16 protein-coding genes are annotated in these 22,284 nt (G+C 72.8%); 3 read left to right on the top strand and 13 right to left on the bottom strand.

The window, feature by feature from the left end:
* Positions 1 to 19: 19 nt before the first annotated feature.
* The 3 genes from ACFY0D_RS17770 to ACFY0D_RS17760 form a co-directional block, all read right to left on the bottom strand.
* Positions 20 to 1,123: an alpha/beta hydrolase gene (locus ACFY0D_RS17770; RefSeq protein ID WP_390799159.1), complete on the bottom strand. Its 1,104-nt coding sequence runs from the start codon at positions 1,121 to 1,123 to the stop codon at positions 20 to 22.
* A 92-nt stretch (positions 1,124 to 1,215) separates the two neighbouring features.
* Positions 1,216 to 1,914 carry a response regulator transcription factor gene (locus tag ACFY0D_RS17765; RefSeq protein ID WP_327264045.1) on the bottom strand — a complete coding sequence of 233 codons (699 nt, stop codon included), beginning with the start codon at positions 1,912 to 1,914 and terminating at the stop codon, positions 1,216 to 1,218.
* On the bottom strand, positions 1,911 to 3,206 hold the full coding sequence (locus tag ACFY0D_RS17760) for a PspC domain-containing protein (RefSeq protein WP_351159939.1): 1,296 nt from the start codon (positions 3,204 to 3,206) through the stop codon (positions 1,911 to 1,913). Before ACFY0D_RS17760 ends, ACFY0D_RS17765 begins: the two co-directional genes overlap by 4 nt.
* A gap of 131 nt (positions 3,207 to 3,337) precedes the next feature.
* On the opposite strand from ACFY0D_RS17760, the gene ACFY0D_RS17755 reads away from it, so the two are divergent.
* Complete coding sequence (locus tag ACFY0D_RS17755) at positions 3,338 to 4,666, top strand: PspC domain-containing protein (protein ID WP_390799158.1); 1,329 nt, start codon at positions 3,338 to 3,340, stop codon at positions 4,664 to 4,666.
* Positions 4,653 to 4,877, top strand: coding sequence for a hypothetical protein (locus ACFY0D_RS17750; RefSeq protein WP_390799157.1), 225 nt, complete (start codon positions 4,653 to 4,655; stop codon positions 4,875 to 4,877). Before ACFY0D_RS17755 ends, ACFY0D_RS17750 begins: the two co-directional genes overlap by 14 nt.
* On the opposite strand, the gene ACFY0D_RS17745 is transcribed toward ACFY0D_RS17750, so the two are convergent.
* From ACFY0D_RS17745 to guaA, 4 genes are all read right to left on the bottom strand, one after another.
* Positions 4,823 to 5,338: a TQO small subunit DoxD gene (locus ACFY0D_RS17745; protein WP_390799156.1), complete on the bottom strand. Its 516-nt coding sequence runs from the start codon at positions 5,336 to 5,338 to the stop codon at positions 4,823 to 4,825. The genes ACFY0D_RS17750 and ACFY0D_RS17745 overlap by 55 nt on opposite strands.
* Before the next feature lie 18 nt (positions 5,339 to 5,356).
* Positions 5,357 to 6,613, bottom strand: coding sequence for a hypothetical protein (locus ACFY0D_RS17740; protein ID WP_390799155.1), 1,257 nt, complete (start codon positions 6,611 to 6,613; stop codon positions 5,357 to 5,359).
* A 102-nt stretch (positions 6,614 to 6,715) separates the two neighbouring features.
* Positions 6,716 to 7,477: a class II aldolase/adducin family protein gene (locus ACFY0D_RS17735; protein ID WP_390799154.1), complete on the bottom strand. Its 762-nt coding sequence runs from the start codon at positions 7,475 to 7,477 to the stop codon at positions 6,716 to 6,718.
* 145 nt (positions 7,478 to 7,622) lie between these two features.
* Positions 7,623 to 9,209, bottom strand: coding sequence for a glutamine-hydrolyzing GMP synthase (gene guaA, locus ACFY0D_RS17730; protein WP_327736944.1), 1,587 nt, complete (start codon positions 9,207 to 9,209; stop codon positions 7,623 to 7,625).
* Between the two features lie 301 nt (positions 9,210 to 9,510).
* Between guaA and ACFY0D_RS17725 the strand changes: the two genes are divergently transcribed.
* Complete coding sequence (locus tag ACFY0D_RS17725) at positions 9,511 to 9,771, top strand: chorismate mutase (protein WP_030712793.1); 261 nt, start codon at positions 9,511 to 9,513, stop codon at positions 9,769 to 9,771.
* A 273-nt stretch (positions 9,772 to 10,044) separates the two neighbouring features.
* Here ACFY0D_RS17725 and ACFY0D_RS17720 read toward each other — a convergent pair whose 3' ends face one another.
* The 6 genes from ACFY0D_RS17720 to ACFY0D_RS17695 form a co-directional block, all read right to left on the bottom strand.
* The gene (locus tag ACFY0D_RS17720) at positions 10,045 to 11,706 is read right to left on the bottom strand and encodes an LPXTG cell wall anchor domain-containing protein (protein WP_390799153.1); all 1,662 of its coding nucleotides are present in this window, start codon (positions 11,704 to 11,706) and stop codon (positions 10,045 to 10,047) included.
* A gap of 189 nt (positions 11,707 to 11,895) precedes the next feature.
* Positions 11,896 to 13,683: a GMC oxidoreductase gene (locus tag ACFY0D_RS17715; RefSeq protein WP_390799152.1), complete on the bottom strand. Its 1,788-nt coding sequence runs from the start codon at positions 13,681 to 13,683 to the stop codon at positions 11,896 to 11,898.
* An 11-nt stretch (positions 13,684 to 13,694) separates the two neighbouring features.
* Positions 13,695 to 15,326 carry a succinic semialdehyde dehydrogenase gene (locus ACFY0D_RS17710; protein WP_301367122.1) on the bottom strand — a complete coding sequence of 544 codons (1,632 nt, stop codon included), beginning with the start codon at positions 15,324 to 15,326 and terminating at the stop codon, positions 13,695 to 13,697.
* Between the two features lie 103 nt (positions 15,327 to 15,429).
* Positions 15,430 to 17,073: a serine/threonine-protein kinase gene (locus ACFY0D_RS17705; RefSeq protein ID WP_390799151.1), complete on the bottom strand. Its 1,644-nt coding sequence runs from the start codon at positions 17,071 to 17,073 to the stop codon at positions 15,430 to 15,432.
* A 125-nt stretch (positions 17,074 to 17,198) separates the two neighbouring features.
* Positions 17,199 to 19,757, bottom strand: a complete 2,559-nt coding sequence (locus ACFY0D_RS17700) for a protein kinase (protein ID WP_390799150.1) — start codon at positions 19,755 to 19,757, stop codon at positions 17,199 to 17,201.
* Positions 19,758 to 19,835: 78 nt separating this feature from the next.
* Complete coding sequence (locus ACFY0D_RS17695) at positions 19,836 to 22,109, bottom strand: protein kinase (RefSeq protein ID WP_390799149.1); 2,274 nt, start codon at positions 22,107 to 22,109, stop codon at positions 19,836 to 19,838.
* Positions 22,110 to 22,284 lie beyond the last annotated feature (175 nt).

Below are 22,284 nucleotides of genomic sequence, written 5' to 3'. Positions count from 1 at the left end.
CCGGCGCGGCCTACGGGGCCTACGGGGCCTTGACCACGCCGCTCAGCCAGGCGAAGGTCTGCGGCAGCTGCTTGGACCACGATTCGAGGTTGTGCCCGCCGACGACCTTCTCCGCGTGCACCGCGGTCGGGCTCTTGGCGATCGCCTTGAGGTCCGTGCCGGACAGGTAGCCGTCCTGCTCGGCCCCCGACATCCACAGCGCCACCGGCGGCGGGGTGGGCGCGGCCTGGAGCCAGTTCTTCAGGTTGTGCGTCTTGCGCAGTTCGGGGTCCTTGGCGACCAGCGACGAGGGCTCCTGCCCCGGGTCGTTGTAGCCGGACAGGGAGACGGCCGCGCTGTAGCGGTCGGGGTGGGCGATCGCGAGCTTGGCGGCGCAGTAGGCACCGGCCGAGTAGCCGGCCACACCCCAGGTGCGGGCCTCGTCCGAGGCCCGGAAGTTGTCGACGACCATCTTGCGGACGTCGACGCTGAACCAGCTGTCCGCGTTGACCTTGCCGGGGATGTTGGCGCAGCCGGTGTCGCCGTTGCCGAGCAGCATGGCGCGCGGCGAGACCAGGATGAACGGCTGCACCTTGCCGCTCTTCATCAGCGGCTCCAGCACCTCGTGCGCCTTGAGCCCCTGGAACCAGGACTTCCCCGTCCCCGGTATGCCCGGTATCAGCTCGACCACCGGGAACTTCTTGTCCTTGTAGGCCGGGTCGTCGTACTGCGGCGGCAGCCACACCATGACGTCGCCCTTGACCCCGGAGATCTTGCCGTCGAGCTCGGTCTTCTTGACCCGCCCGCCCAGCCCCTCCACCGGCTGGAACTCCTGCTTGACCTTCGGCGCCTCTTCGACCTTGTTGCCGCCGAGCCCGTCCGGGCCGAGGTCGGGGGCTGCCGTGACGTACTTGCCGGTGCCGAGCAGGTCGCTCCAGGAGGCATAGAAGTGCTCGGCCCGGTTGACCGCGACGAACACCACGGCGACGGCTGTGACCTGGGCGAACACCACCATCAGTGCGCGCAGGGCGGTGCGTACGGCGGCCGGGCCGCGCACCTTGCTCCACACGGCCAGCGGAAGGACGACGGCGATCACCGTCAGGGCGATCACCGTCGCGAAGAAAGGTGTACCGGTCAAGCTCATCACGTCAGCCTAGAGGGCGGCGTGCGCGCTCCCGGTTGCCAGGTCGGCCTGCGGTGTGGGTCACACCGCAGGCCGGACGTGGGACCCGGGGCTCAGACGAGGCGGCGGGCCGTCGCCCAGCGGGTCAGTTCGTGCCGGTTGGAGAGCTGGAGCTTGCGCAGGACGGCCGAGACGTGCGACTCGACCGTCTTCACCGAGATGAAGAGCTGCTTGGCGATCTCCTTGTACGCGTACCCGCGCGCGATCAGCCGCAGCACCTCGCGCTCGCGCTGCGTGAGCCGGTCCAGGTCCTCGTCGACCGGCGGCGCGTCCGTCGAGGCGAACGCGTCGAGCACGAAGCCCGCCAGCCGCGGCGAGAACACCGCGTCCCCGTCCTGTACGCGGAAGACCGAGTCCACCAGGTCGGTGCCGGTGATGGTCTTGGTGACGTAGCCGCGCGCTCCGCCCCGGATGACCCCGATGACGTCCTCGGCCGCGTCCGACACCGACAGCGCCAGGAACCGCACCGGGTTCTCGGCCGCCGCCATGAGCGGGGCGCAGCGCCGCAGCACCTCGACGCCGCCGCCGCCGGGCAGGTGCACGTCGAGCAGGACCACCTCGGGCCGGGTGGCGGTGATGACGGTGACGGCCTGGTCGACGTCGGCCGCCTCGCCGACGACCTCGACGCCCGTGCGTTCGGTCTCGCCGATCTCGGCCTGCACCCCTGTACGGAACATCCTGTGGTCGTCGACGAGCACCACCCGGACGCGCCTGGTCTCCCCCGCGCCTGCGTTCTCTCCGGCCTCGGTCATGCTGTGTTCGCCGCCCTCTCCATCTCCAGCTCGACTTCCGTGCCGCCGTCGGGCGCGGACCGCAGTCGTGCGGTCCCGCCGTTGCGCTGCATCCGGCCGATGATCGATTCTCGTACGCCCATGCGGTCGCCGGGTACCGCGTCGATGTCGAAGCCCGGCCCCCGGTCCCGTACGGACACGAACACCGTCTGCCCCTCCACCTCCGCGTACACCTGTACGGGCCCGCCGTCGCCACCGTACTTGGCGGCGTTGACCATCGCCTCGCGCGCGGCCTGGATCTGTGCGGCCAGCCGCTCGTCGAGCGGGCAGTCCCCGACGACCACGACCTCGATCGGGACGCCGTGGTGGTCCTCCACCTCGGCGGCGGTCTTCTTCACGGCCTCCGCGAGGGTGGCCGGCTCCTCCGCCTCGTCCTTGCCGGTGCCCTCGGGCTTGTAGAGCCAGTTCCGCAGTTCGCGTTCCTGGGCCCGCGCGAGGCGGCGTACCTCGCCCACGTCCTCCGCGTTGCGCTGGATCAGGGTGAGGGTGTGCAGCACCGAGTCGTGCACGTGGGCGGCGACCTCGGCACGCTCCTGGGCGCGGATGCGCATCAGGCGTTCCTCGGACAGGTCCTGGGTCATCCGGATCAGCCAGGGTCCGGCGAGCAGGGCCACGCCGACGAGGACGGCGAGGGTGGCGGTGAGGACGTTGCCGAGCTGTGCGGCGGAGCCCCGTACGACGATGAAGACGGTCAGGCCCACCCCGACCAGGACGACGCCGGCGAGGGCCCGCGCGACCTGGAAGAGGCGTCCGCGCCGTTCGGCGGCCGTGGACCAGTGGGCGCGGCGGGCGTTGTCGGCCTGCCGCCATACGAGCACGACCCCGGCCCCGACCAGCAGCGTCGGCCACACGTACCGGCCGGACGCGCCGCCGAGCTGGACCTTGGAGATGAAGATGCCCGCGCCGATGAACAGGGCGATCAGCGCGGTGATCTGCCCGCGGTCGGGTTTGCGCAGCCGGCGGGTGCCGTCGGGGAGGGTCTCGAAGAAGGAGCGGTGTCCGGTCCGGCCGCCGACGCCGAGCGGTACGAAGACCCAGAACGCGGCGTACAGCAGCACGCCCAGCCCGTCGCCCCACATGAAGAGCAGCAGGAAGGCGAGCCGGACCCAGCCCACCGGAAGCCCGAGGTGCCCGGCGAGACCGCGCGCGACACCGCCGAGCATCCGGCCGTCGGCGCTGCGGTAGAGCTTGCGCTGCGGGACCTCGTCGGCGTCCGGTGCGTGCGGGGTACGGGGAGCGGCGGCTACGGGCATGTCACCAAGGGTCACACGCCCGGCGGGAGCCGGTCATCAGGGCATCCCCCCACATCTGCCGGGGGGATATCAGGGTTGCACCAGGGTAGGGCCGGATGCCACGCGCTCCGGCGGGCCGTCACCATGGACCCATGACCGAAGTACACGACGCCCCGCCGGCCGAGCCCGGGGCCCCGCGCGCCGCCGACGCCAGGCCGCCCCTGCGCCGCAGCAAGCGCGACAAGGTCCTCGCGGGCGTGTGCGGCGGTCTCGGCCGGTACTTCGACCTGGACCCGGTGGTCTTCCGCATCGTCCTCGGTGTCCTCGCGGTCACCGGCGGCGTCGGTCTGATCTTCTACGGCTTCGCGTGGCTGCTGCTCCCCCAGGAGGGCGAGGACGACAGCGAGGCGAAGAAACTGCTGACCGGCCGGGTCGAGGGCGCCACGCTGGCGGCGGTGTTCGCCGCGCTGGTGGGCTGCGCGCTGTTCCTTTCGATGCTGGACAACGGCGGGCTCGCGGCCTTCTCGGTGCTGGTCGTCCTCGCGCTGGGCGGGGCCTCGTACTGGTCGCAGCGCAAGCGGCACACCTACCGGCCCGAGCCGCAGGCGGCGCCCGACCCGGCCGGCAGCGCCTCCCGCGCCGGGCACTCGCCGGCCCCGCCGGAGACGCAGGCGCCGCCCACCCCCGGCGGCCCGTCCTGGTGGCGGGACCCGCTGGTCAAGGACGGTACGACCGGCCCGGTCGGCGGGACGGGATACCTGTGGGGGCCCGACGACTCGGCGGACCCGGTGGTGACCGGCCGCGCCCCGGCGGCGGCCGCGAAGCCGCCCGCCGCCCCGGCCCGCCCGCGCGGCGGCATCGGCGGCCGGGTCTTCGTGCTGGCGCTGCTGGCCGGGATCGCGGGCACCGCCGCCACCTGGGAGGGCAACCCGCTCGGCGAGGCCCTGCAGACCGGGCTCGCCGCCGCGCTGGTCGTCTTCGGTCTGGGCCTCGCGGTCAGCTCTCTGCTGGGGCGCACCGGCTTCGGCACGATCGTGCTGGCCGTGTTCACCGCGGGCCTGCTCGCGGGCGCGGCCGTACTGCCCCGGGAGATCGGCACGGACTGGCGGGAGGTCGAGTGGCGTCCGGCCGCGGTGGCCGACGTGAAACCCGTGTACGAGGCGGGCACCGGGCTCGCCACGCTGGATCTGAGCCGCCTGGACGTGCCGAAGGGCACCACCGTGGCCGTCGGGGCCTCCATCGACGCGGGCCGGCTCAAGGTGGTCCTGCCGCGGGAGGTCACCGCGCTGGCCGATGTCACCATCCGGCGGATGGGCGACGTACAGATGCCCGGGGACCGCGCGGACCGGATCGAGCGGGTCGGAGAGCAGAACCGTACGGAAACCCTCGCGCCGGCGGCCGGCACCGAGGCCGGCGGGACGATCGAACTGCACCTCAGTGCGGACTTCGGACAGGTGGAGGTGGCCCGTGCGGCGTCATGAGTTCCAGCCGGGACGGCTGATCGCGGGGCTGGTCCTGGTGGTGGCGGGCGTGCTCTACCTGCTGGAGACCACCGGCGAGGCGGACCTGCCCTGGTTCGCGGTCATCCCGATCACCATGGGCGGGCTCACGCTCGCCGCGCTGGTCGGGCTGGTGACCTATGCCGTACGCCGGGACCGGCGCGACCGGATCACCGAGTCCAGCGACAGGTAGGGCGCTCCGGCGAGGATCAGCGGGGTCCACGCCATCAGGTAGATCAGGTCGTTGCCGTAGTAGTACGGGCTCACCGCCCACGACACCGTGATCCACAGGCTGAGCGCGATGAGCGCCCCGCCGACGGCCGCGATACGGGTCAGCAGGCCGGCCAGGGCCCCGAGGCCGACGAGGATCTCCCCGATGGCCAGGGCGACGGCGAAGCCGACGGGCGAGTTCAGCGACAGGTCCACGAGGCCGGGGATCGCGGAGGTGTCGCGCACCCCGCGCATCTGGTCGCCGATGGAGCCGTCGCCGGAGGCGGAGAGGAACGCCGGGTCGGTCAGTTTGTCGAGACCGGCGTACACGAAGGTCACGCCGAGGAAGAGCCGCAAGGGCAGCAGCGCGTGCCGGGAGGCCAGCTCGCGCAGGCCCACGACCTCGCGAGGGGCGTCGGTTTCAAGAACATCGGTTCGGTTCACGGAACATGTGTACCCCGATCACTCGGCAACATCGATGGTGCAGCGGTTGGATTCCACCCCCGCGGCCGTGACCACCTGGATCTCGACGCGCCCCGGCTCCACCTCCGCCGGGACCGGCACGGTCAGCACGGCATCGGAGGGGTTGGTGAATCCGCCCGCCACCGGGACCAACGGCACGTGCACGTGCACCGCCCCGACCCGTACGACCAGACGGGCCAGCATCTCCGGCGTCTGCGCCCCCGGGGGTACGAAGCCCACGCCCCGGATCTCGATGTCGTCCCCGGGGCGGACGGCCGCGTCCAGATCCCCGGGCTCCCGTCTGCGCACCACCGACAGCACCAGCGGGCGGCTGCCCTCCGCGTACTTCGCCGCCAGGTACACCGCCGCCGACAGCGCCACCAGCAGGGCCAGCGCCCAGGGCAGCTGTGGCAGCCGGGCCGGGAAGCGCGCCAGCGAGGCCCCGGCGTAGCAGAGCACCACCGTCGAGACGAGCACGTACTGCGCGTCCGGGAAGCTCCCGCGGCCCGCGTCGTCCGTCAGCAGGTCCACCCCGCGCGGCCGGTCGGCCGGCAGCTTCTGCAGCCGCTGGCCCATGATCCGTACGGAGACCACCCGGCGCACCAGCACCGCCACGGCGGAGGTCAGCGAGACCACCGCCAGCAGCGGCAGCGCCCGGTCCAGCGCCAGGCCCGCGTACAGCGCCTGCCGCTCGGGTCCCGGCGCCGAGGCGGCCAGCCGCAGCGCGGGCAGCAGCGTGGCGAAGGCCGTCAGCACCACCCAGGCGCTGGGCACGGCCTTCGAGGTGGACAGCCGGTTGTCCTCGCCGACCAGCGGGGCCAGCAGCCCGCCGCGCACGGACTGGGCGCGGGCCGCGACCGTGAGCAGTCCGGCCAGCACCAGGGCCGCCAGCAGCCCGGCGGTGCGCGCCGTGGACCAGCCGGTGCCGAGCGCGGCGGCGACCTGCACCAGCAGCAGGACCCCGGCGGCGATCCAGACGGCGAGGACGGCCCGCCGCGAGAACAGGTACAGCCAGGAGTTCCCGGCCTCCCGGCCCCGGTCGGCGACGGTACGGGCCGACAGGGTCAGCTCGTCGGAGACCCACTGGCGGGAGGCTCCGAGCGAGTGGGCCACGGCGGCCGGCACGCCCTGCCCGGAGGCGAACTCGTCGCGCTTCTCCAGGAACGCCGCGACCGCGCGCCGGTGGCCCTCGCGGGCGCACTCGTCGCAGGCGCAGGCGGTGGTATGGGTACCTCGGGACATCTCTTGGACAGCCACGTACGTGCCGCCTCTCTGAACTACGGTGCAATGCCAGCGAATTGTGCACCACTGCGGCAGTGCTCCGGATTGCGCACGATGTCAGAGCAGGTGATTAACGGTTCATGATGTTGACGCCACCAGTTCCCTGAGCGGCTGGTAGCTCACCCAGGCGGCCAGATCGGACCCGAACCGCTCGCGCGTCAGGGCCGCGGCACGGTGGTCGATGGACACCGGCTTCCCGGCCGCCCGGGCGATCAGCTGCACCTGCGCGGCCCGTTCCGCCTCGATGAACCACCAGACGGCGGCGTCCACCGAGTCCCCCACCGTCAGCAGCCCCCGGTTGCGCAGGATCAGCGCCTTGTACGGGCCGAGCGCGAGCGCGGTCCGCTCCGGTTCGCCGGCCCCGGAGTACTCGTCGAGGAGCGCGTGGTCCTCGAAGAAGGCACAGGCCTCCTCGGTGATCGGGGCCAGCAGCTCGCCCAGCGCCGCGAGGGCCCGGCCGTACGGGCCCCGCGCGCGGACGACGGCGACCACCTCGGGGCGCCGGCGGTGGACCGCCGCGTGCACGGCGAAGGCCAGCTGGTTGACCCGGCGCCCGCCCCGGACCACCCGCCCGTCCCCGTCGACCAGCAGCAGGTCGTCGGCAGTGAGCGCGGTGAAGGCCCGGCCGAAGGGGTTCACCCAGTAGCAGTCCTCGAACTCCGGGTCCCGTGCGGTGATCTGCCCCGCCACCCCGTCCTCGTACCCGAGGCGCCCCAGCAGCCGCAGCGCCTCGGCGAGCCGCTCCTTGCGGTGGGCGCGCGCCGCGTCGGCGGTGTCGTGCACGGGCGGCATCTCGAAGCCCAGCCGCTCCACGGGCACGGGTACGGGCTGGTCGGGCATGGGCGCTCCTTCGAACGGCTCGGTTCGCCGCGCAAGGTACCCGGGGCCCTGCCAAGTGGCCAGAGAAACGGCGAAGCCGCCGCCCGCGGGTGCGGGGCGGCGGCTTCACGGCGATCCGGGTGGGACCGGGTGGGACCGGGTGGGACTACTCCCACTCGATGGTGCCCGGGGGCTTGCTCGTGCAGTCGAGGACCACCCGGTTCACCTCCGGCACCTCGTTGGTGATGCGGGTCGAGATCCGGGCGAGCACCTCGTACGGCATGCGCGTCCAGTCCGCGGTCATCGCGTCCTCGGAGGAGACGGGGCGCAGCACGATCGGGTGGCCGTAGGTGCGGCCGTCGCCCTGGACGCCGACGCTGCGGACGTCCGCGAGCAGGACGACCGGGCACTGCCAGATCTCGCGGTCCAGGCCGGCCGCGGTCAGCTCGTGGCGGGCGATGGCGTCGGCCTCGCGGAGCAGGTCCAGGCGCTCCTTGGTGACCTCGCCGACGATGCGGATGCCGAGGCCGGGGCCGGGGAAGGGCTGGCGCTGGACGATCTCGTCGGGCAGGCCGAGTTCCTGGCCGACCATCCGGACCTCGTCCTTGAACAGCTGGCGCAGCGGCTCGACGAGCTCGAACTCGATGTCGTCGGGGAGCCCGCCCACGTTGTGGTGGGACTTGATGTTGGCGGTGCCGGTGCCGCCGCCGGACTCGACGACGTCCGGGTACAGGGTGCCCTGCACGAGGAAGGCGACCGCGGGGCCGTCCTCCTGGAGGATCTCCAGCTGGGCCTGCTCGAAGACGCGGATGAACTCGCGGCCGATGATCTTGCGCTTGGTCTCCGGGTCGGAGACGCCGGCCAGCGCGGTCAGGAAGCGCTCCTGCGCGTCGACGACCTTCAGCTGCACACCGGTCGCGGCGACGAAGTCCTTCTCGACCTGCTCGGTCTCGCCCTTGCGCATCAGGCCGTGGTCGACGTAGACGCAGGTCAGCTGCGAGCCGATGGCCTTCTGCACGAGGGCCGCGGCGACGGCGGAGTCGACGCCGCCGGAGAGGCCGCAGATGGCGCGCTTGTCGCCGACCTGCTCGCGGATCGCCGCGATCTGCTCCTCGACGATGTTGCCGGTGGTCCAGGTGGGGGCGAGGCCCGCGCCGCGGTAGAGGAAGTGCTCCAGGATCTGCTGGCCGTGCGTGGAGTGCATCACCTCGGGGTGGTACTGCACGCCGTACAGCTTCTTCTCGTCGTTCTCGAAGGCCGCGACCGGGACGACGTTCGTCGACGCGGTGACGGTGAAGCCCTCGGGGGCGGCGGAGCAGGCGTCGCCGTGGGACATCCACACCGACTGGTTCTCGGGGGTGCCCTCGAAGAGGGTGGAGCCGGCCTTGGAGACGGCCAGCGGGGTGCGGCCGTACTCGCGGGCGCCGGTGTTGTCGACCTGGCCACCGAGGGTGACCGCCATCAGCTGGAAGCCGTAGCACATGCCGAAGACGGGGACGCCGGCCTCGAAGATCGCACGGTCGAGCTGCGGGGCGCCCTCCTCGTACACGGACGACGGACCGCCGGAGAGGATGATCGCCTTGGGGTTCTTGGCCAGCATCTCGTCGACGGGCATCGAGCTCGGCACGATCTCGCTGTAGACCCGTGCTTCGCGGACGCGGCGGGCGATGAGCTGGGCGTACTGGGCGCCGAAGTCGACGACGAGAACCGTGTCCGGGGCGCTGTCGTGGGCGGCGGAGGGTGCTTCTGGCACGGGGCGGCCTTCCGGCGGAAGAGGTGGCTGTTTTGTCGATTCTAACGGGGGACGCAGGGCCCTCTTCGTCTCACCATCCGAATCGGCTTGGCCCCGGGGCCGACGGAAGGTAATAATCCGTCCCATGCGCAAGCAGCTGAGCTTCCTCTTTACCTATGGCACCGGTCGGTCCGGTCGCCATGGGTCCTCGTGATGCTCGCTTGAGCCACTGACTTCCCGGAAGCGCCCCGGTCCGACAGGACCGGGGCGCTTCCGCGTTTCCGCTCCTGTCGGCACGACACGACCCACAGGAGAGAACACCATGAGCGTCACCACCACCCCCGAGCAGCTGATCGCCGACTCCCGTACGCGCATCGACGCCCTCGACGACCGGATCATCGGTCTGATCCAGGAGCGGATGGCCGTCTCGACCGTCATCCAGGACGCCCGGATCGCGTCCGGCGGGCGCCGGGTGCACCTGTCGCGCGAGATGGAGGTGCTCTCCCACTGGAGCGATGCGCTCGGAAAGCCCGGCACCGCCCTCGCCATGACCCTGCTGGAGCTGTGCCGGGGGCGCGTGTGACGGCTGTTCGTCACCCGTCCGGACCGTGACCGGCCCCGGGGCCCTTCGTTGGTGAGGGTGTCCGCGTCAGCCAGCCGCGGAACCGCAACACCACGCGTGGATCCGCTGGAGCGATGAGACGCACGCCGCGTGGAGCGTGCGTCGTGGGACCTCGCTCCTTCGCGTGACCGGACGGCAGGGGACAGCAGCCCGGTCATCCCGTAAAGGACGACCGGCCCAGGGGACGCCCCGGGCCGGTCGTTCTGCTTCGTCGCGCCTGCGTGGCGTACGCCGTTACGCGTGCCCGCCCGCCTTGCGGCGGAACGCCAGGAACAGCCCGCCGCCGACGGCCAGGAGCACCGCGCCGCCGAGCGCGATCGCCTGGGCGGAGCTGCCGGTGGAGGCGAGGCCGCCGTTGGGCGTGACACCCGTGCCGGTGGCCGAGGCGCTCGGCGTCGCGGTCGCGGTGGGCGTCGCGGAGCCGGTCGGGGCCGGCGTGGCCGAGGTGGTGGCGGTCGGGGTCGGGGCCGGTCCGGTGTCCTTCGCGTTGAGCACGAAGGCCGCCTTGTTGTTGCCGTGGTTCGGGTCCCAGCGCTGGGCCGTGGTGCCCTCCGGTGTCCGCTGGCCGACGGTGATCGAGCCCTTGGCGTCCGCCACGACCGTTTCGATCTTCAGCCGGAACGGGTAGGCGAACGTCTCCTTCTCCCCTACGACGTGGCCGGTGGAGCAGAAGTAGCGCGGCGCGCCCAGGGTCTGGTCGCGGTGGGTGCCGTCGGCGTTGACCCCCGTGCAGCCGGCCGGGACCTTGGTGACCTTCGCGCCCGCCGGGATCACGATGTCGGTGCGGGCGACGTCCTCACCGGAGCGCAGGTACGCGGGGCCGTCGTTGCGGAAGCCGAAGTCGGCGGTGACCGTCTCGCCGGCCTTGCCCTTGAGGGACACGCCCGTGGCCACCATGTCGGCGGTGTTCCTCGTCGCGAAGTCGAACTCCTGGATGTTGTTCCAGGGGTCGAGGTCAGCCGTCTGCTGGGCGGACCGGGCCGCGGCCTTGGGGGCCTGCTTCGCCGCGGCCAGCTTGTTGCTCGCGGCCGCGGCCGCGGGCGCGCGGTTCTTCGCCGCCTTCGGCTGGTCGCCGGCCGCGTACACCGCGTAGGTCAGGCCGTCGATGAAGGCGTGCGGGGCGGCCTTGAGGGTGAGCGGGCCGTCGACGCCGTAGACCGCGCCCGGCTCGTACTCGCCTTCCAGCAGGCACTGCACCGTGGTCCAGCCCGTGTTCCACGGCTGGCTCGCGCTGGTGTCGTCGGAGGAGTAGGAGCAGTTGTCGTACTGCTCGACCAGGTCGATGCCGTGCGTGGTGCGCATTTCGAGCACGACGCCGTTGACGGGGTCGGTGCCCTCGTTGGCGAAGATGATCGACAGGTTCTGCTTGTCGCCCGGCTTCTGCTCCGCCTTCAGCCGGGCCCGCTCCAGCACCAGGTCGGGGCCGCCGACGCGCACCTTGGTGGTGGCGGCCTTGAAGGTGGCGCCTTCCGCCGTGCCGGTGAGCGTCAGGTCGGCGGTCGTACCGGCCTTGCTGTCCTTGGCGGCGCTGAGGTCCAGGTTCACGACGGTGGTCTCGCCCGTCCACAGCGCCCAGCGCTTGCAGGTCACGGCCGCGGCCGTGAGCTTGCAGTCCGCGCCCCGGTCCTTGGCGAGCTTCACGTCGGCGATGCCCTTGAGGCCGCTCAGGTCGATCGTGAAGGTGCTCGGGCGGTCGAACGTCTTGGTGGAGTCGTTGACGATCCGGAACTCCACCGAGGTCTTCTGCGGCTCGCCCCTCTGCCCGGGGTGCGGGCGCAGACCGATCCCGGCCGGTCCGGCCAGGGTGAAGACGGGGTCCGCGGCGTGTGCGGGAGTGGTGGCGAGCCCCAGGGCCACGAGGGCGCCGACAGCCAGCAACGAGATGCGCTTTCTCATGCAGCCGTTGACCGTCGAACATCAGTCGCAGTTGCACACTTCACCGTGTGATCGACACCACAGCCCGGCACCGTGGATTCCGGTACAACCATCAAGGCTGAACATCTGTCACGTATGTACCGCGGTGGGTACCGCGCTCGGAGGGGGAGCGCGGTACCCACCGCTGTCACACGACAGGTTCCGGATCGCTCAGGACCGGCGCGGCGGAATCTCCGGGACCCCGAGGAACGGCAGCCGCAGCGCGCCGAAGGCCTCCTTGGGGACCGCCGGACGGACCGGCTCCACCGCGTCCAGGCGGACGTACGCGGCACCCTGCTCGGGCCGCGGGTCCCGCTCGCCCATGTTCGGCCAGTACGACATCGCCCGTTCCGCCTGCGCGGTGATCGTCAGCGACGGGTTCACCCCGAGGTTCGCGGAGACGGCCGAGCCGTCCACCACCGAGATGCCCGGGTGCCCGTAGAGCCGGTGGTACGGGTCCACCACGCCCTCTTCCGGCGAGGCGCCGATCGGGCAGCCGCCCAGGAAGTGCGCGGTCAGCGGGGTCCCCATCAGCTCGCCGATGTTGCTGCCCGGGAAGCCGTTGATCTCCTCGGCCAGCAGGGTCGCGGCCTGCGTGGCCTCCGCGATCTGGACGGGGTTCGGGGCGCCGTGGCCCTGGCGGGCCGTGAGCAGGCCCTTCCCGATCCCGCCGGGCTTGCGGTACGTGGTCAGCGAGTTGTCCAGCGACTGCATGACCAGGCCGATGATGGTCCGCTCCGACCAGCGCCGGTTGGACAGCGAACGTGCCAGCTGCACCGGGTGCCGCACGGTCCGGCCGAGCCAGGCACGGACCCGGTGCTTGCTGTGGGGGACCTGGAGGACGGTCATGAACCCCATGGCGTTGGAGCCCCTGCCGTAGCGGACGGGCTCGATGTGGGTGTCGGCGTTGGGGTGCACGGAGGAGGTGATGGCCACGCCCCGGGTGAAGTCGGCCCCGCGGTCTCCTCCGTGCCGCTTGCGGTAGCGGCGGTCGTCGGTCTGCGCGCCGACCAGGCCCTCGGAGTTGGTCCGGGTCAGCTCCCCGAGCCGGTGCGAGAGGCGCGGGAGCTCGCCGCGGTCCTTCATCGTGTGCAGCAGGGTCTGCGTGCCGTAGGTCCCCGCCGCGACGACGACGTAACGGGCGCGCAGCACCTTCGCCCGGCCCCGCCGGCGGCCGTCGGTGGGGACGGTGCGGACGCGGTAACCGCCCTCGGGGTGGTCGGAGAGCGCGGTGACGGTGGTCATCGGGTGGATGACGGCGCCGGCGCGCTCGGCGAGGTGCAGGTAGTTCTCGTTCAGGGTGTTCTTCGCGCCGTGCCGGCAGCCGGTCATGCACTCGCCGCATTCCGTGCAGGCCTTGCGGGCGGGGCCGGCGCCGCCGAAGTACGGGTCGGGGACCTCGTCCCCGGGCCGGACCTTGGGCTGCGCCTCGCCGTCGCCGCCGTCGCCGAAGAAGACGCCGACCGGGGCCATGTGGAAGGAGTCCGCGACGCCCATCTTCTCGGCGGCCGCCTTGAGGTGGACGTCGGAGGGGGTCATGGTCGGGTTGAGGCGCACCCCGAGCATCCGCTTGGCCTGCTCGTAGTAGGGGGTGAGCTCCTCGCGCCAGTCGGTGATGGAGGCCCACTGCCGGTCCTCGAAGAAGGCGGTGGGCGGCACGTACAGCGTGTTCGCGTAGTTGAGCGAGCCGCCGCCCACGCCGGCGCCCGCGAGCACCATCACGTTGCCGAGCAGGTGGATCCGCTGGATCCCGTAGAGCCCGAGGGCCGGTGCCCACAGGTAGTTGCGCAGGTCCCAGCTGTTCTTCGGCAGGCTCTCGCGGGTGAAGCGGCGTCCCGCTTCCAGGACGCCGACCCGGTAGCCCTTCTCGGTCAGGCGCAGCGCCGAGACCGATCCGCCGAAGCCCGACCCGATGACGATGACGTCGTAGTCGTGGGAATCAGATGCAGACTCAGACACGGTGCTGCCCCTTAGCGGAGTCGGAGGGCCTTCATGACCTTGAGGCTGCGGGTCATGAACGCCGCGTACTTCTCGTCGTCCATGCCCAGCGAGGGCGCCATCGGGAGCAGCCGCTGGTGGGCGACGGTCTGGGCCTCGGTGTACTTGAGGATGCCCTCGGAGCCGTGGCGGCGGCCGAGGCCGGAGTCCTTCATGCCGCCCATGGGCGCCTGGGCGCTGCCGTAGGCGGGGGCGTAACCCTCGTTGATGTTGACGGTGCCGGTGCGCAGGCGGGCGGCGACGGCGTGGCCGCGGCGGGAGTCCTTGGTCCAGACGCTGGAGTTCAGGCCGTACGCGGTGGCGTTGGCCTCGGCGATCGCCTGGTCCTCGTCGGTGAAGCGGTAGATGGAGACGACGGGGCCGAAGGTCTCCTCGCCGCACACCGCCATGGGGGCCTCGACGCCGTCGAGGATGGTGGGCTCGTAGAAGAGCGGGCCGATGTCGGGGCGGGCGGTGCCGCCGGCGACGAGGGTGGCGCCCTTGGCCACGGCTTCGTCCACGTGCCGCTGTACGGTCTCCAGCTGGCGCTCGCCGACCAGGGAGCCCATGTCGGCGCCGTACGCGAGGGAGGCGCCGAGCCGCATGGCCTTCGTACGGGCGGCGAACCGCTCGACGAAGGCGTCGGCGATCGAGGCGTGGACGTAGAGCCGCTCGATGGAGATGCAGAGCTGTCCGGCGGAGGAGAAACAGGCGCGGACGGCGCCCGCGGCGGCCTTCTCGATGTCGGCGTCGTGCAGGACGAGCATGGCGTTCTTGCCGCCGAGTTCGAGGGAGACCCCGACGAGGCGGTCGGCGGCGCCCCGGGCGACCTCGCGGCCGGTACGGGTGGAGCCGGTGAAGGAGACGTAGTCCGCGTGCCGGACCACCTCGGGGCCGACGACGGGGCCCTCGCCGAGGACGATCTGGAAGACCTCGGCGGGCAGGCCGGCCTCGATCAGCAGGTCGCGGGCCCACAGGGCGGTCAGCGCGGTCTCGGTGTCGGGCTTCATGACGAGCGCGTTGCCGGAGACGAAGGCGGGCAGGGCGTCGCCGACCGACAGTTCGAGCGGGTAGTTCCAGGGGGCGATCTGGCCGACGACCCCGCGCGGCTGGCGCAGCTCGGTGACCTTGGTGAGGGTGGGCATGGCGCCGGTGTGGCCCTTGGGGCGCAGGTACCCGGGGGCCTTGCGCCCGTAGTGGCGGGCCGAGACGGCGACCGCCTGGACCTCCTCGTGCGCGTGCAGGCGGGCCTTGCCGGTCTCCAGCTGGATCAGGTCGAGGACCTCGGCCTGCCGGTCGAGGACCAGGTCGTGGAAGCGCAGCAGGACCGCAGCCCGCTTGGCGACGGGGACCGCCGCCCAGGCGGGCTGGGCGGCGCGGGCCCGGTCGAAGGCCTCGGCCACGTCCTCGGGGGTGGCCTCCGGGAGCTCCGCCAGCCGGTCCCCGGTGAAGGGGGTGTGGTTGGCGGTGCGGCCGGATCCGATCACTCCGCGGGTCAGCCGGGCGACCAGGTCGGGGGTCACCACGTCGGCGGCGGTGCGGGCACCGGCCGGGGCCGGGGCGACCGGGTTGGTGGGCTCCGGTGCGGTCCGGAGGGGGGCGGCGGGGGCCTGCGAGTCCGTCATGCCGGTGAGCGTATTGCGCCGGACAGCCTTTGGGTACCCGCCGGTAACCGGATTTTGTCATTTCCGCCAGCGATCGCTGGCAGGATGCCGGAATCGGGGCGGATCAGGGCTTCCCGGCGGGCGGCTCCCAGCCGCTGAGCACGATGTCGAACTGCTGCTCGGTCGTGGCCCAGCTCGCGACCGGGCTCGACATGTAGACGGCGTACTCGGTGCCGTCCGGGGCCACGTACATCTGCTCCTTGGCCCTGCGCGGGCCGGGGTGGTTCTGCTTCTCCGTCCAGGTGAAGTCCCAGAGCGCTGCCCTGGTGCTGTCCCGGAAGGTGTTCTGGTTCAGCCGCACCTTCTTGTAGTCGGTGCGCTTCGCCACCTGCTTCTCCAGGTCGAGCAGGTGCGTGTACGGGTCCTTGTAGTCCGGGGTGGAATCGGAGGCGATCCGGATGAAGTGCTTCCCGTCATCCGGGGTGTAGTCGATCTGGTCGCCGTTCGCCTTGCGCGTCCAGCCCTCCGGGACGAACAGCGTGAAACCGGCGATGGGGTCGGTGACCTTGTTGTAGCCGGCCGGAGGGGTCGCCTCTTGCGCCTTCCCGTCGTCGCCCGACTGCCCGCCCGTCGAGCTCGCGACCCGGTCCGGATCACCCTCCGTCCCCGAGTCCCCGTTGTACTTGAGCACTCCGAAGACACCGCCGCCGCCGAGCAGCGCCGCCACCAGGGCCACCACCGCGGCGCGCTTGAGCCAGCCGCCGTCCCGTTCGGCGGGCGCGGCCGCGGACACCGCCCCGGAGACCGCGGGCTCCGCCAGCGCGGCCGTCGGCGCGACGTCCCCCGGCGGAGCCGGCACCTCGGATCGTTCCTGCGCCGGCGCCAGTTCCTCCGGGGTCACCGCGCGCGTGGGCACGTACGCCTGCGCGGCCTTCGGCTCGCGGCCCTCCATCGCCTCCAGCAGCATCCGCTCGGCCTCCTCGGCCGAGGGGCGCTCCGTCGGATCCTTGCGCAGCAGGGCCGTGATGACCGGCCCGAGCGCCCCGGCCTGGCGCAGCGCCGGCGGCTCGTCGTTGACCACGGCCTGCAGGCTGGAGATGGGCGACGTACGGCGGAACGGCGAACGGGCCTCCACCGCCGTGTAGAGGGTGGCACCCAGCGACCACAGGTCGGAGGAGGGGTCGGGGATGCCGCCGGTGACCCGTTCGGGCGCCAGGTAGTCGATGGAGCCCACGATCTCGCCGGTGCGCGTGATCGACGAGTCGCCCTCGATCGCGGCGATGCCGAAGTCCGTGAGCAGCACCCGGCCGTCCTTGGCGAGCAGCACGTTGCCCGGCTTCACGTCACGGTGCAGTACGCCGACCGCGTGCGCGGCGCGCAGCGCGCCCAGCACGTGCAGGCCGATCCGGGCCGCCTCGCGGGGCTCGATCCGCCCGGCCGCCTTGGCCGCATCCGCGAGGGAGGGCCCGTCGATGTACTCCATGACGATCCACGGCCGGTCGTCGTGCTCCAGGACGTCGTGGACGGTGACGACCGCCGGGTGCTGGATCCGGGCCGCGGCCCGGGCCTCCTTCTGCGTCCGGGCGTGCATGACGTCCCGGTCGGCCTGGGCGACGTACAGACCCGCCGTCAGTTCCTTGACGGCGACGGTCCTGTGGAGCAGCTCATCATGCGCACGCCACACCTTGCCCATGCCGCCCCGGCCGATCGGCTCGACGAGCCGGTACCGGCCCGCCAGCACGGCGCCCCCACCTGTCTGCTGTTCCACGAAATCCCGCCGCTCTCTGCACTTCAGGCCAGATTACGGAGCCCGGAGGGGCTGCCGGAACCGCCCGGGCGCCGAAAGACGGCACTGTGACGCAATCGCCGTACTGATCAGTCGTCAGTATCCGTTCAACCGCCCGCCTTGTAACTCGCCGTGGCCTTCTCGAAGACCTCGGTGACCTTGGACTGCTCGTCCTCCGGACCGGTGACCAGGACGACGTGGTAGCTGCCGCCCAGCGCCACGACGAAGTTGCGGGCGAAGACGTTGCGGCCGGTCCCGTCGATCCACGTGTACCGGCCCGTCGCCCGCAGTTGCTGGCCCACCTTGGTGGTCTTCACATCGCCGACGGTCGACCAGGTGGACGTCCGGTACGGGGTCAGCTCCGGCTCCTTGTCCTTCTGGTACGCCGCCGGATCCGGATTGCCCTGGACCTTGTCGCGGCCGGGGACGACGGTCAGCACGAACTGCCCGTCGGTGTAACGGACCTGACCGGACTCATTGATTCCGCGACGCTCCCAGCCGTCGGGCACGGCGATCTCGAAGTGCTCCGGGTCCTGCTGGGTGGTGTAACCGGCCGGGGCGGGGGCCGGGGCGGCCGGTGATTCGGCGGGCGCCGTCGTCTGCGGGGCGGGCTTGGACTCGGGCGTGCCCGAAGGGACCCGGGAGGGGCTCGGCTTCGCCGGCGCCTGCGCGGTGCCGCCCTGGGAAGCGCCCGCGGGCTCCTGGTCGGCGGCCCGGGGCAGGAACAGCATCGCGTACGCCACCCCGCCGGCGAGGAGGACCAGGATCCCGACGAGCAGGGTCCGCCCGAGGGCACGCGGCTTACGGGGGCCCGCGGGGTTGCGGTGGCGCCCGTGGACCTCACCGCGGCGGCGTACGACGGGCAGCCGCGCCGGATCCGGTTCCGGCATCGGAAGCGCCCCGAACCCGGCGTCCGGCTCGGGCGCGGACCGTACGAGCGACCGCAGCCAGCCGCGGAGCTCCTCGAAGTCGGGCCGCTCGGTGGGGTCCTGGCGCAGCAGCGACTCCACGATCGGACGCAGCGCGCCGCACTCCTCGGCGAAGGCGGGCGGCTCCGCGCAGACCATCTCGACCAGCTCGGCGACGTTGTCCTCCGGGTACGGGGCATGCCCCTGCACCGCGCGGTAGAGCAGCGCGCCGAGCGCCCAGAGGTCGGTGGCCGGCCCGACGGGGGCCGCGAGCTGCCAGTGCCCGTGCACGGGTCCGGCCTGCTCGGGGGCCCACCGCTCGGTGACGGCCCCGACGACGGCCATCCGGGTCTGCCGCGCGCGCTCGGCGTCCAGGCCGGTCCGCGGCCCGGACCAGCCGTTGCCGGTGGGCTGTGGCCGGTCGGGGGCGGCCGGGGCCGGGGCGTCGGCCTGTCGGTAGCCCTGGGGGAGGGCGAGTTGGGCGGGCAGGGCGGGACGCTCGGGCTGCGCCTGCGCTGCCTGCTCCGGCTCCGGATCCGGCTGGGGTACGGGTACGGGCAGGGACTCGGGCTCGGGATCGGGTACGGGCGCACGCTCCGGTTCCGGGGCGGGCACGGGCGCCGATGCGGGTGCGGGTGGGGGCGCGGGTGCGGGCGCGGGAAGCTCCGCCCGGCGGGGGGTCGCGCCGTGCCAGGGGGCGGCGGCGCCGGTCTCCGGGCCGCCGTACGGGTACGAGTACCCCTGCGGAAGGGTCGACCCCTCGGGTCGGCGCTCCGGCGGCGCACCGGCCTCGATCTCGGCCGCCGTCCCGGCCCTGCGCTCCTCGATCACCCGGGCGGCGGCGGCCCGCGCCCCGGCCCGGTAGGCGGCGATGGCCCCGGCACGCGCGGCGGCCTGGACGTCGGGGCGGTCCTGCGGACGGCCGGGGGTGATGTGATCGGTGTACCGCGGCCCGGTGTCGTATCCGGGGGCCACGAGCGGCGCGTACGCGACGTCCACCGGGCCGGCGGCGGCCGGGGGCGGGTCCGGGACCGGATCAGGGACCGGGTCCGGGTCCGGGTCCAAGACGGGCGGCGGAGCCGGGACAGGGGCGGGGGCTCGGGCGGGGACCGGAGTCGGAACCGCGGCGGTGGCGGTGGCGGTGGCGGTACCCCATCCCGCTCCTCCGCCGCCGGTGTCCTCCGCGCTCGGGACGGGGTCGTACCCGCACAGGGCCTCCTCCGCCGCGCCGGCCGCGAGGCCCGTCAGCACGACGCGGCCGTCCTCGCACACCAACACCGTCCGGACGGTGATGTTCCGGTGCGTCCAGCCGTGCGCGTGCAGCACCCGCAGCGCGGTCAGCACGTCCGACGCCACCTCGGCGGCCCGGTAGGGGCTCAGCGGTTCATCGGCTATCAGCGCGGCCAGCGGCCGGGCCGGGACCAGTTCGCTCACTATCCACAGCGACTCGCCCTCGGCGAACACGTCGAAGACCTGGTCCAGCCGCGGATGGTCCGGGATCGAAGCCGCGGCCTGCGCCGCCTCGATGGCGCGACGCACGGCCGGCAGATCGGCGGGCGAGCGGCGCGCCGCCGGGACGGCCCGCGGCCCGTCCAGCAGCTCCGCGTCCACGACCTCCGGCAACGGCACCTGCCGTACCAGGACTTCCTGCCCGCTGCGTGTGTCGAAGGCGCGGGTCTCTATCAGTTCGTACTCGTCGGACGGCGGCAGGGGCAGGCGGTAGCGGCCGGCCAGGATCCGGCCCGCGTACTCCTCCACATCGCCTCCCCCGAGTGCGGCGGGCTCCCCATGGCCCCTCCGACACGATACGTCGCCAGGGCCGCCCGCGTCCCGAGGTCAGCCGAGCGGCTGGAAGGTCTCGAAGGCGACGCTGCGCATCTGGGTGCACTCGGGGCCGTCCCACTGGTCGGCGGCGCAGCTGATCATGATCGCGTAGCCGTGCGTCGCATCCAGCTTGAAGCCGCGGTTGAGCACCCGGACCTTGGTCCCCTTCTGCTCCCGCTCGAACTCCCAGTCGGCGACGGTCGGATAGCCCCGGTAGTCCACCACGTCGATGCGGATCGTCCGGTACCCCTTGCTGCTGCCGGCCACGCCGGCAACCGAATTGGTCCAGGCGAGGCGCGCGTCGTCGCCCGGCTTGCTGGTGTAGTCGACCTGGATCCGCGGGAATCCGCCGCTTTCACGGGCGTATATGGCGCCGGAGTTCTCGCCCGCTATGCCTATCTGCTTGAAGCCCTCGGGCATCGCCATCGAGAAGTGGAAGCCGAACTCCTGAACCAGGGCGTATCCCGCCGGAAGTGCGCCGCCGGCCCCGCCGGACGTGGCGCCCTGGCCTTGGCCCACGCCCGGGGACTGCTGGCCCTGGCCCGGCTGGCCACCGGTGGCGGTACCCGTACCGGCACTGCCGCTACCGGCCGTCTCACCCGTGTTCCCCGAGGGCTTCGGGGAGGTCTCCCCGGTCCCGCCGCTGCCGCTGCCGCTGCCCGGGTCCTTCGGGGCCGAGGCCGCCGGAGTGGGCTTGCCGTCGCCCTTGCTCTCGTCCTTGGTGCCCTTGTCGTCGTCGCCGCTGAAGGCGTAGGCGATGAGCGAGCCGACGACCGCCAGCACCACGACCAGGGCCGTCGCCGCGAGCACGATGGTGCGGCGCTGCATGACGTCCGTGAGCGGAGCCTTGACGGGGGACGGCTTGGACTTCGGCGGCTCCGCGGCGGAGACGGCCGTGGTGGCGGCCGCGGCCGTCGCCGCCTTACGGGCAGCCTTCAGCGCGACGCGGGCGCGGTCGCGCTGCTCGCGGTCGCGCCGCTCGCGTTCCTTCTTCGCCGCCCGCTCGGCCGCCTTCTCCGCCTTGTCCGCGGCGGCCTTCTCCACGGCCTGCTTGGCGTCGGCCAGCGATATCTGCCGGGTCTCCTCGGCCGCCGGAGCCGCTACGGGGGCGGGCACGGGCACGGGCGCCGCGAGGACGGCGCCCAGCATCGCCCGGGTGCGGGCTTCGTCGAGCCGGTGGGTCGGGTCCTTGGCGAGCAGGCCGTAGATGACCTCGGCCAGCGGACCGGCGTTCTTCGGCGGGTCCACCGGCTCGGTCATCACCGCGGTGAGGGTGGCGAGCGCGGATCCCTTGTCGTACGGGGGCACTCCCTCGACGGAGGCGTACAGCAGACCGCCGAGCGACCACATGTCGGCGGGCGGGCCGGGCTTGTGGCCGCGGGCGCGCTCGGGAGAGATGTAGGAGGGGGCGCCGACGAGCATGCCGGTGGAGGTGACCGAGGGGTCGCCCTCGACCTGCGCGATGCCGAAGTCGGTGAGGACGACACGGCCGTTGCCGGCGATGAGCACGTTCGACGGCTTCACGTCGCGGTGCAGGATGCCCTGGCCGTGCGCGGCGCGCAGCACGTCGAGCACCGCGAGGCCGACCTCGGCCGCGCGGTGCGGGGTGAGGGGGCCGTTCTCCCGGATGAACTCGGCGAGCGAGGGGCCCTCGATGAGCTCCATGACGATCCACGGCCGGCCGTCCTCGTCGACGACGTCGTAGACGGTGACGGCGCCGCCGCTGCGGATCCGGGCAATGGCCTTGGCCTCACGGAGGGTACGGGTGATGAGGCGTCGCTTCTCGTCCTCGTCGACTCCGGTGCTGAAGCGGAGCTCCTTGACGGCGACGGTCCGGCCCAGGGTCTCGTCCTGGGCCCGCCAGACGGTACCCATCCCGCCCTTGCCGAGCACGGCTCCCAGCCGGTACCTCCCGGCCAGCAGCCGTCCCTCGTCCTGCCCGCTCCCGGCGGCCTTGGCCGCGGCGGCCTTGACGGCGGCGGCCATGGCATCGGCCTTCTCGACGACGGGATTGGGCTTCACCGCAGGCGCAGCGCCGGCCGCGGGCTCGGCACCGACGGCCTCCGCCGCAGCCGCGCCGGCCGCCCGGCCCGACCCGGGCTTCGCGGCCGCGGACGCCTCATCGCCGGACTTCGCCGCAGGCGTCACCGCGGCCTTGCTCAACACGGGCTTCGCCCCGGGCACGGCGTCGGCCGGCTTGCTCTCGGCGGGCTTCGCCGAAGACGCCCCGGCAGCACCGGAGTCCCCGGGCTTCGTCTCAGGAACAGCGTCGGCGACGAGCTGCATCGCGGGCGCATCCGAATCCGCGGCACCAGCCGCAGACTTCTCCGCGCCGGGCTCCGCCTTGTCCGCGGCGTCGGCCGGGGACTCCTCACTGCCCGCCCTCGCCGCAGGCGACCCCGCACGCTCGCTCAGCACAGGCTTCGCATCCGCAGGCGCAGCGCCCGCCGGCGTGCCCGCG

This window comes from Streptomyces sp. NPDC001502, assembly GCF_042894785.1.
Lineage (GTDB): Bacteria > Actinomycetota > Actinomycetes > Streptomycetales > Streptomycetaceae > Streptomyces > Streptomyces kutzneri.
Note: the sequence above shows the minus strand (reverse complement) of the source record. Positions and strands in the feature narration are given on the sequence as shown.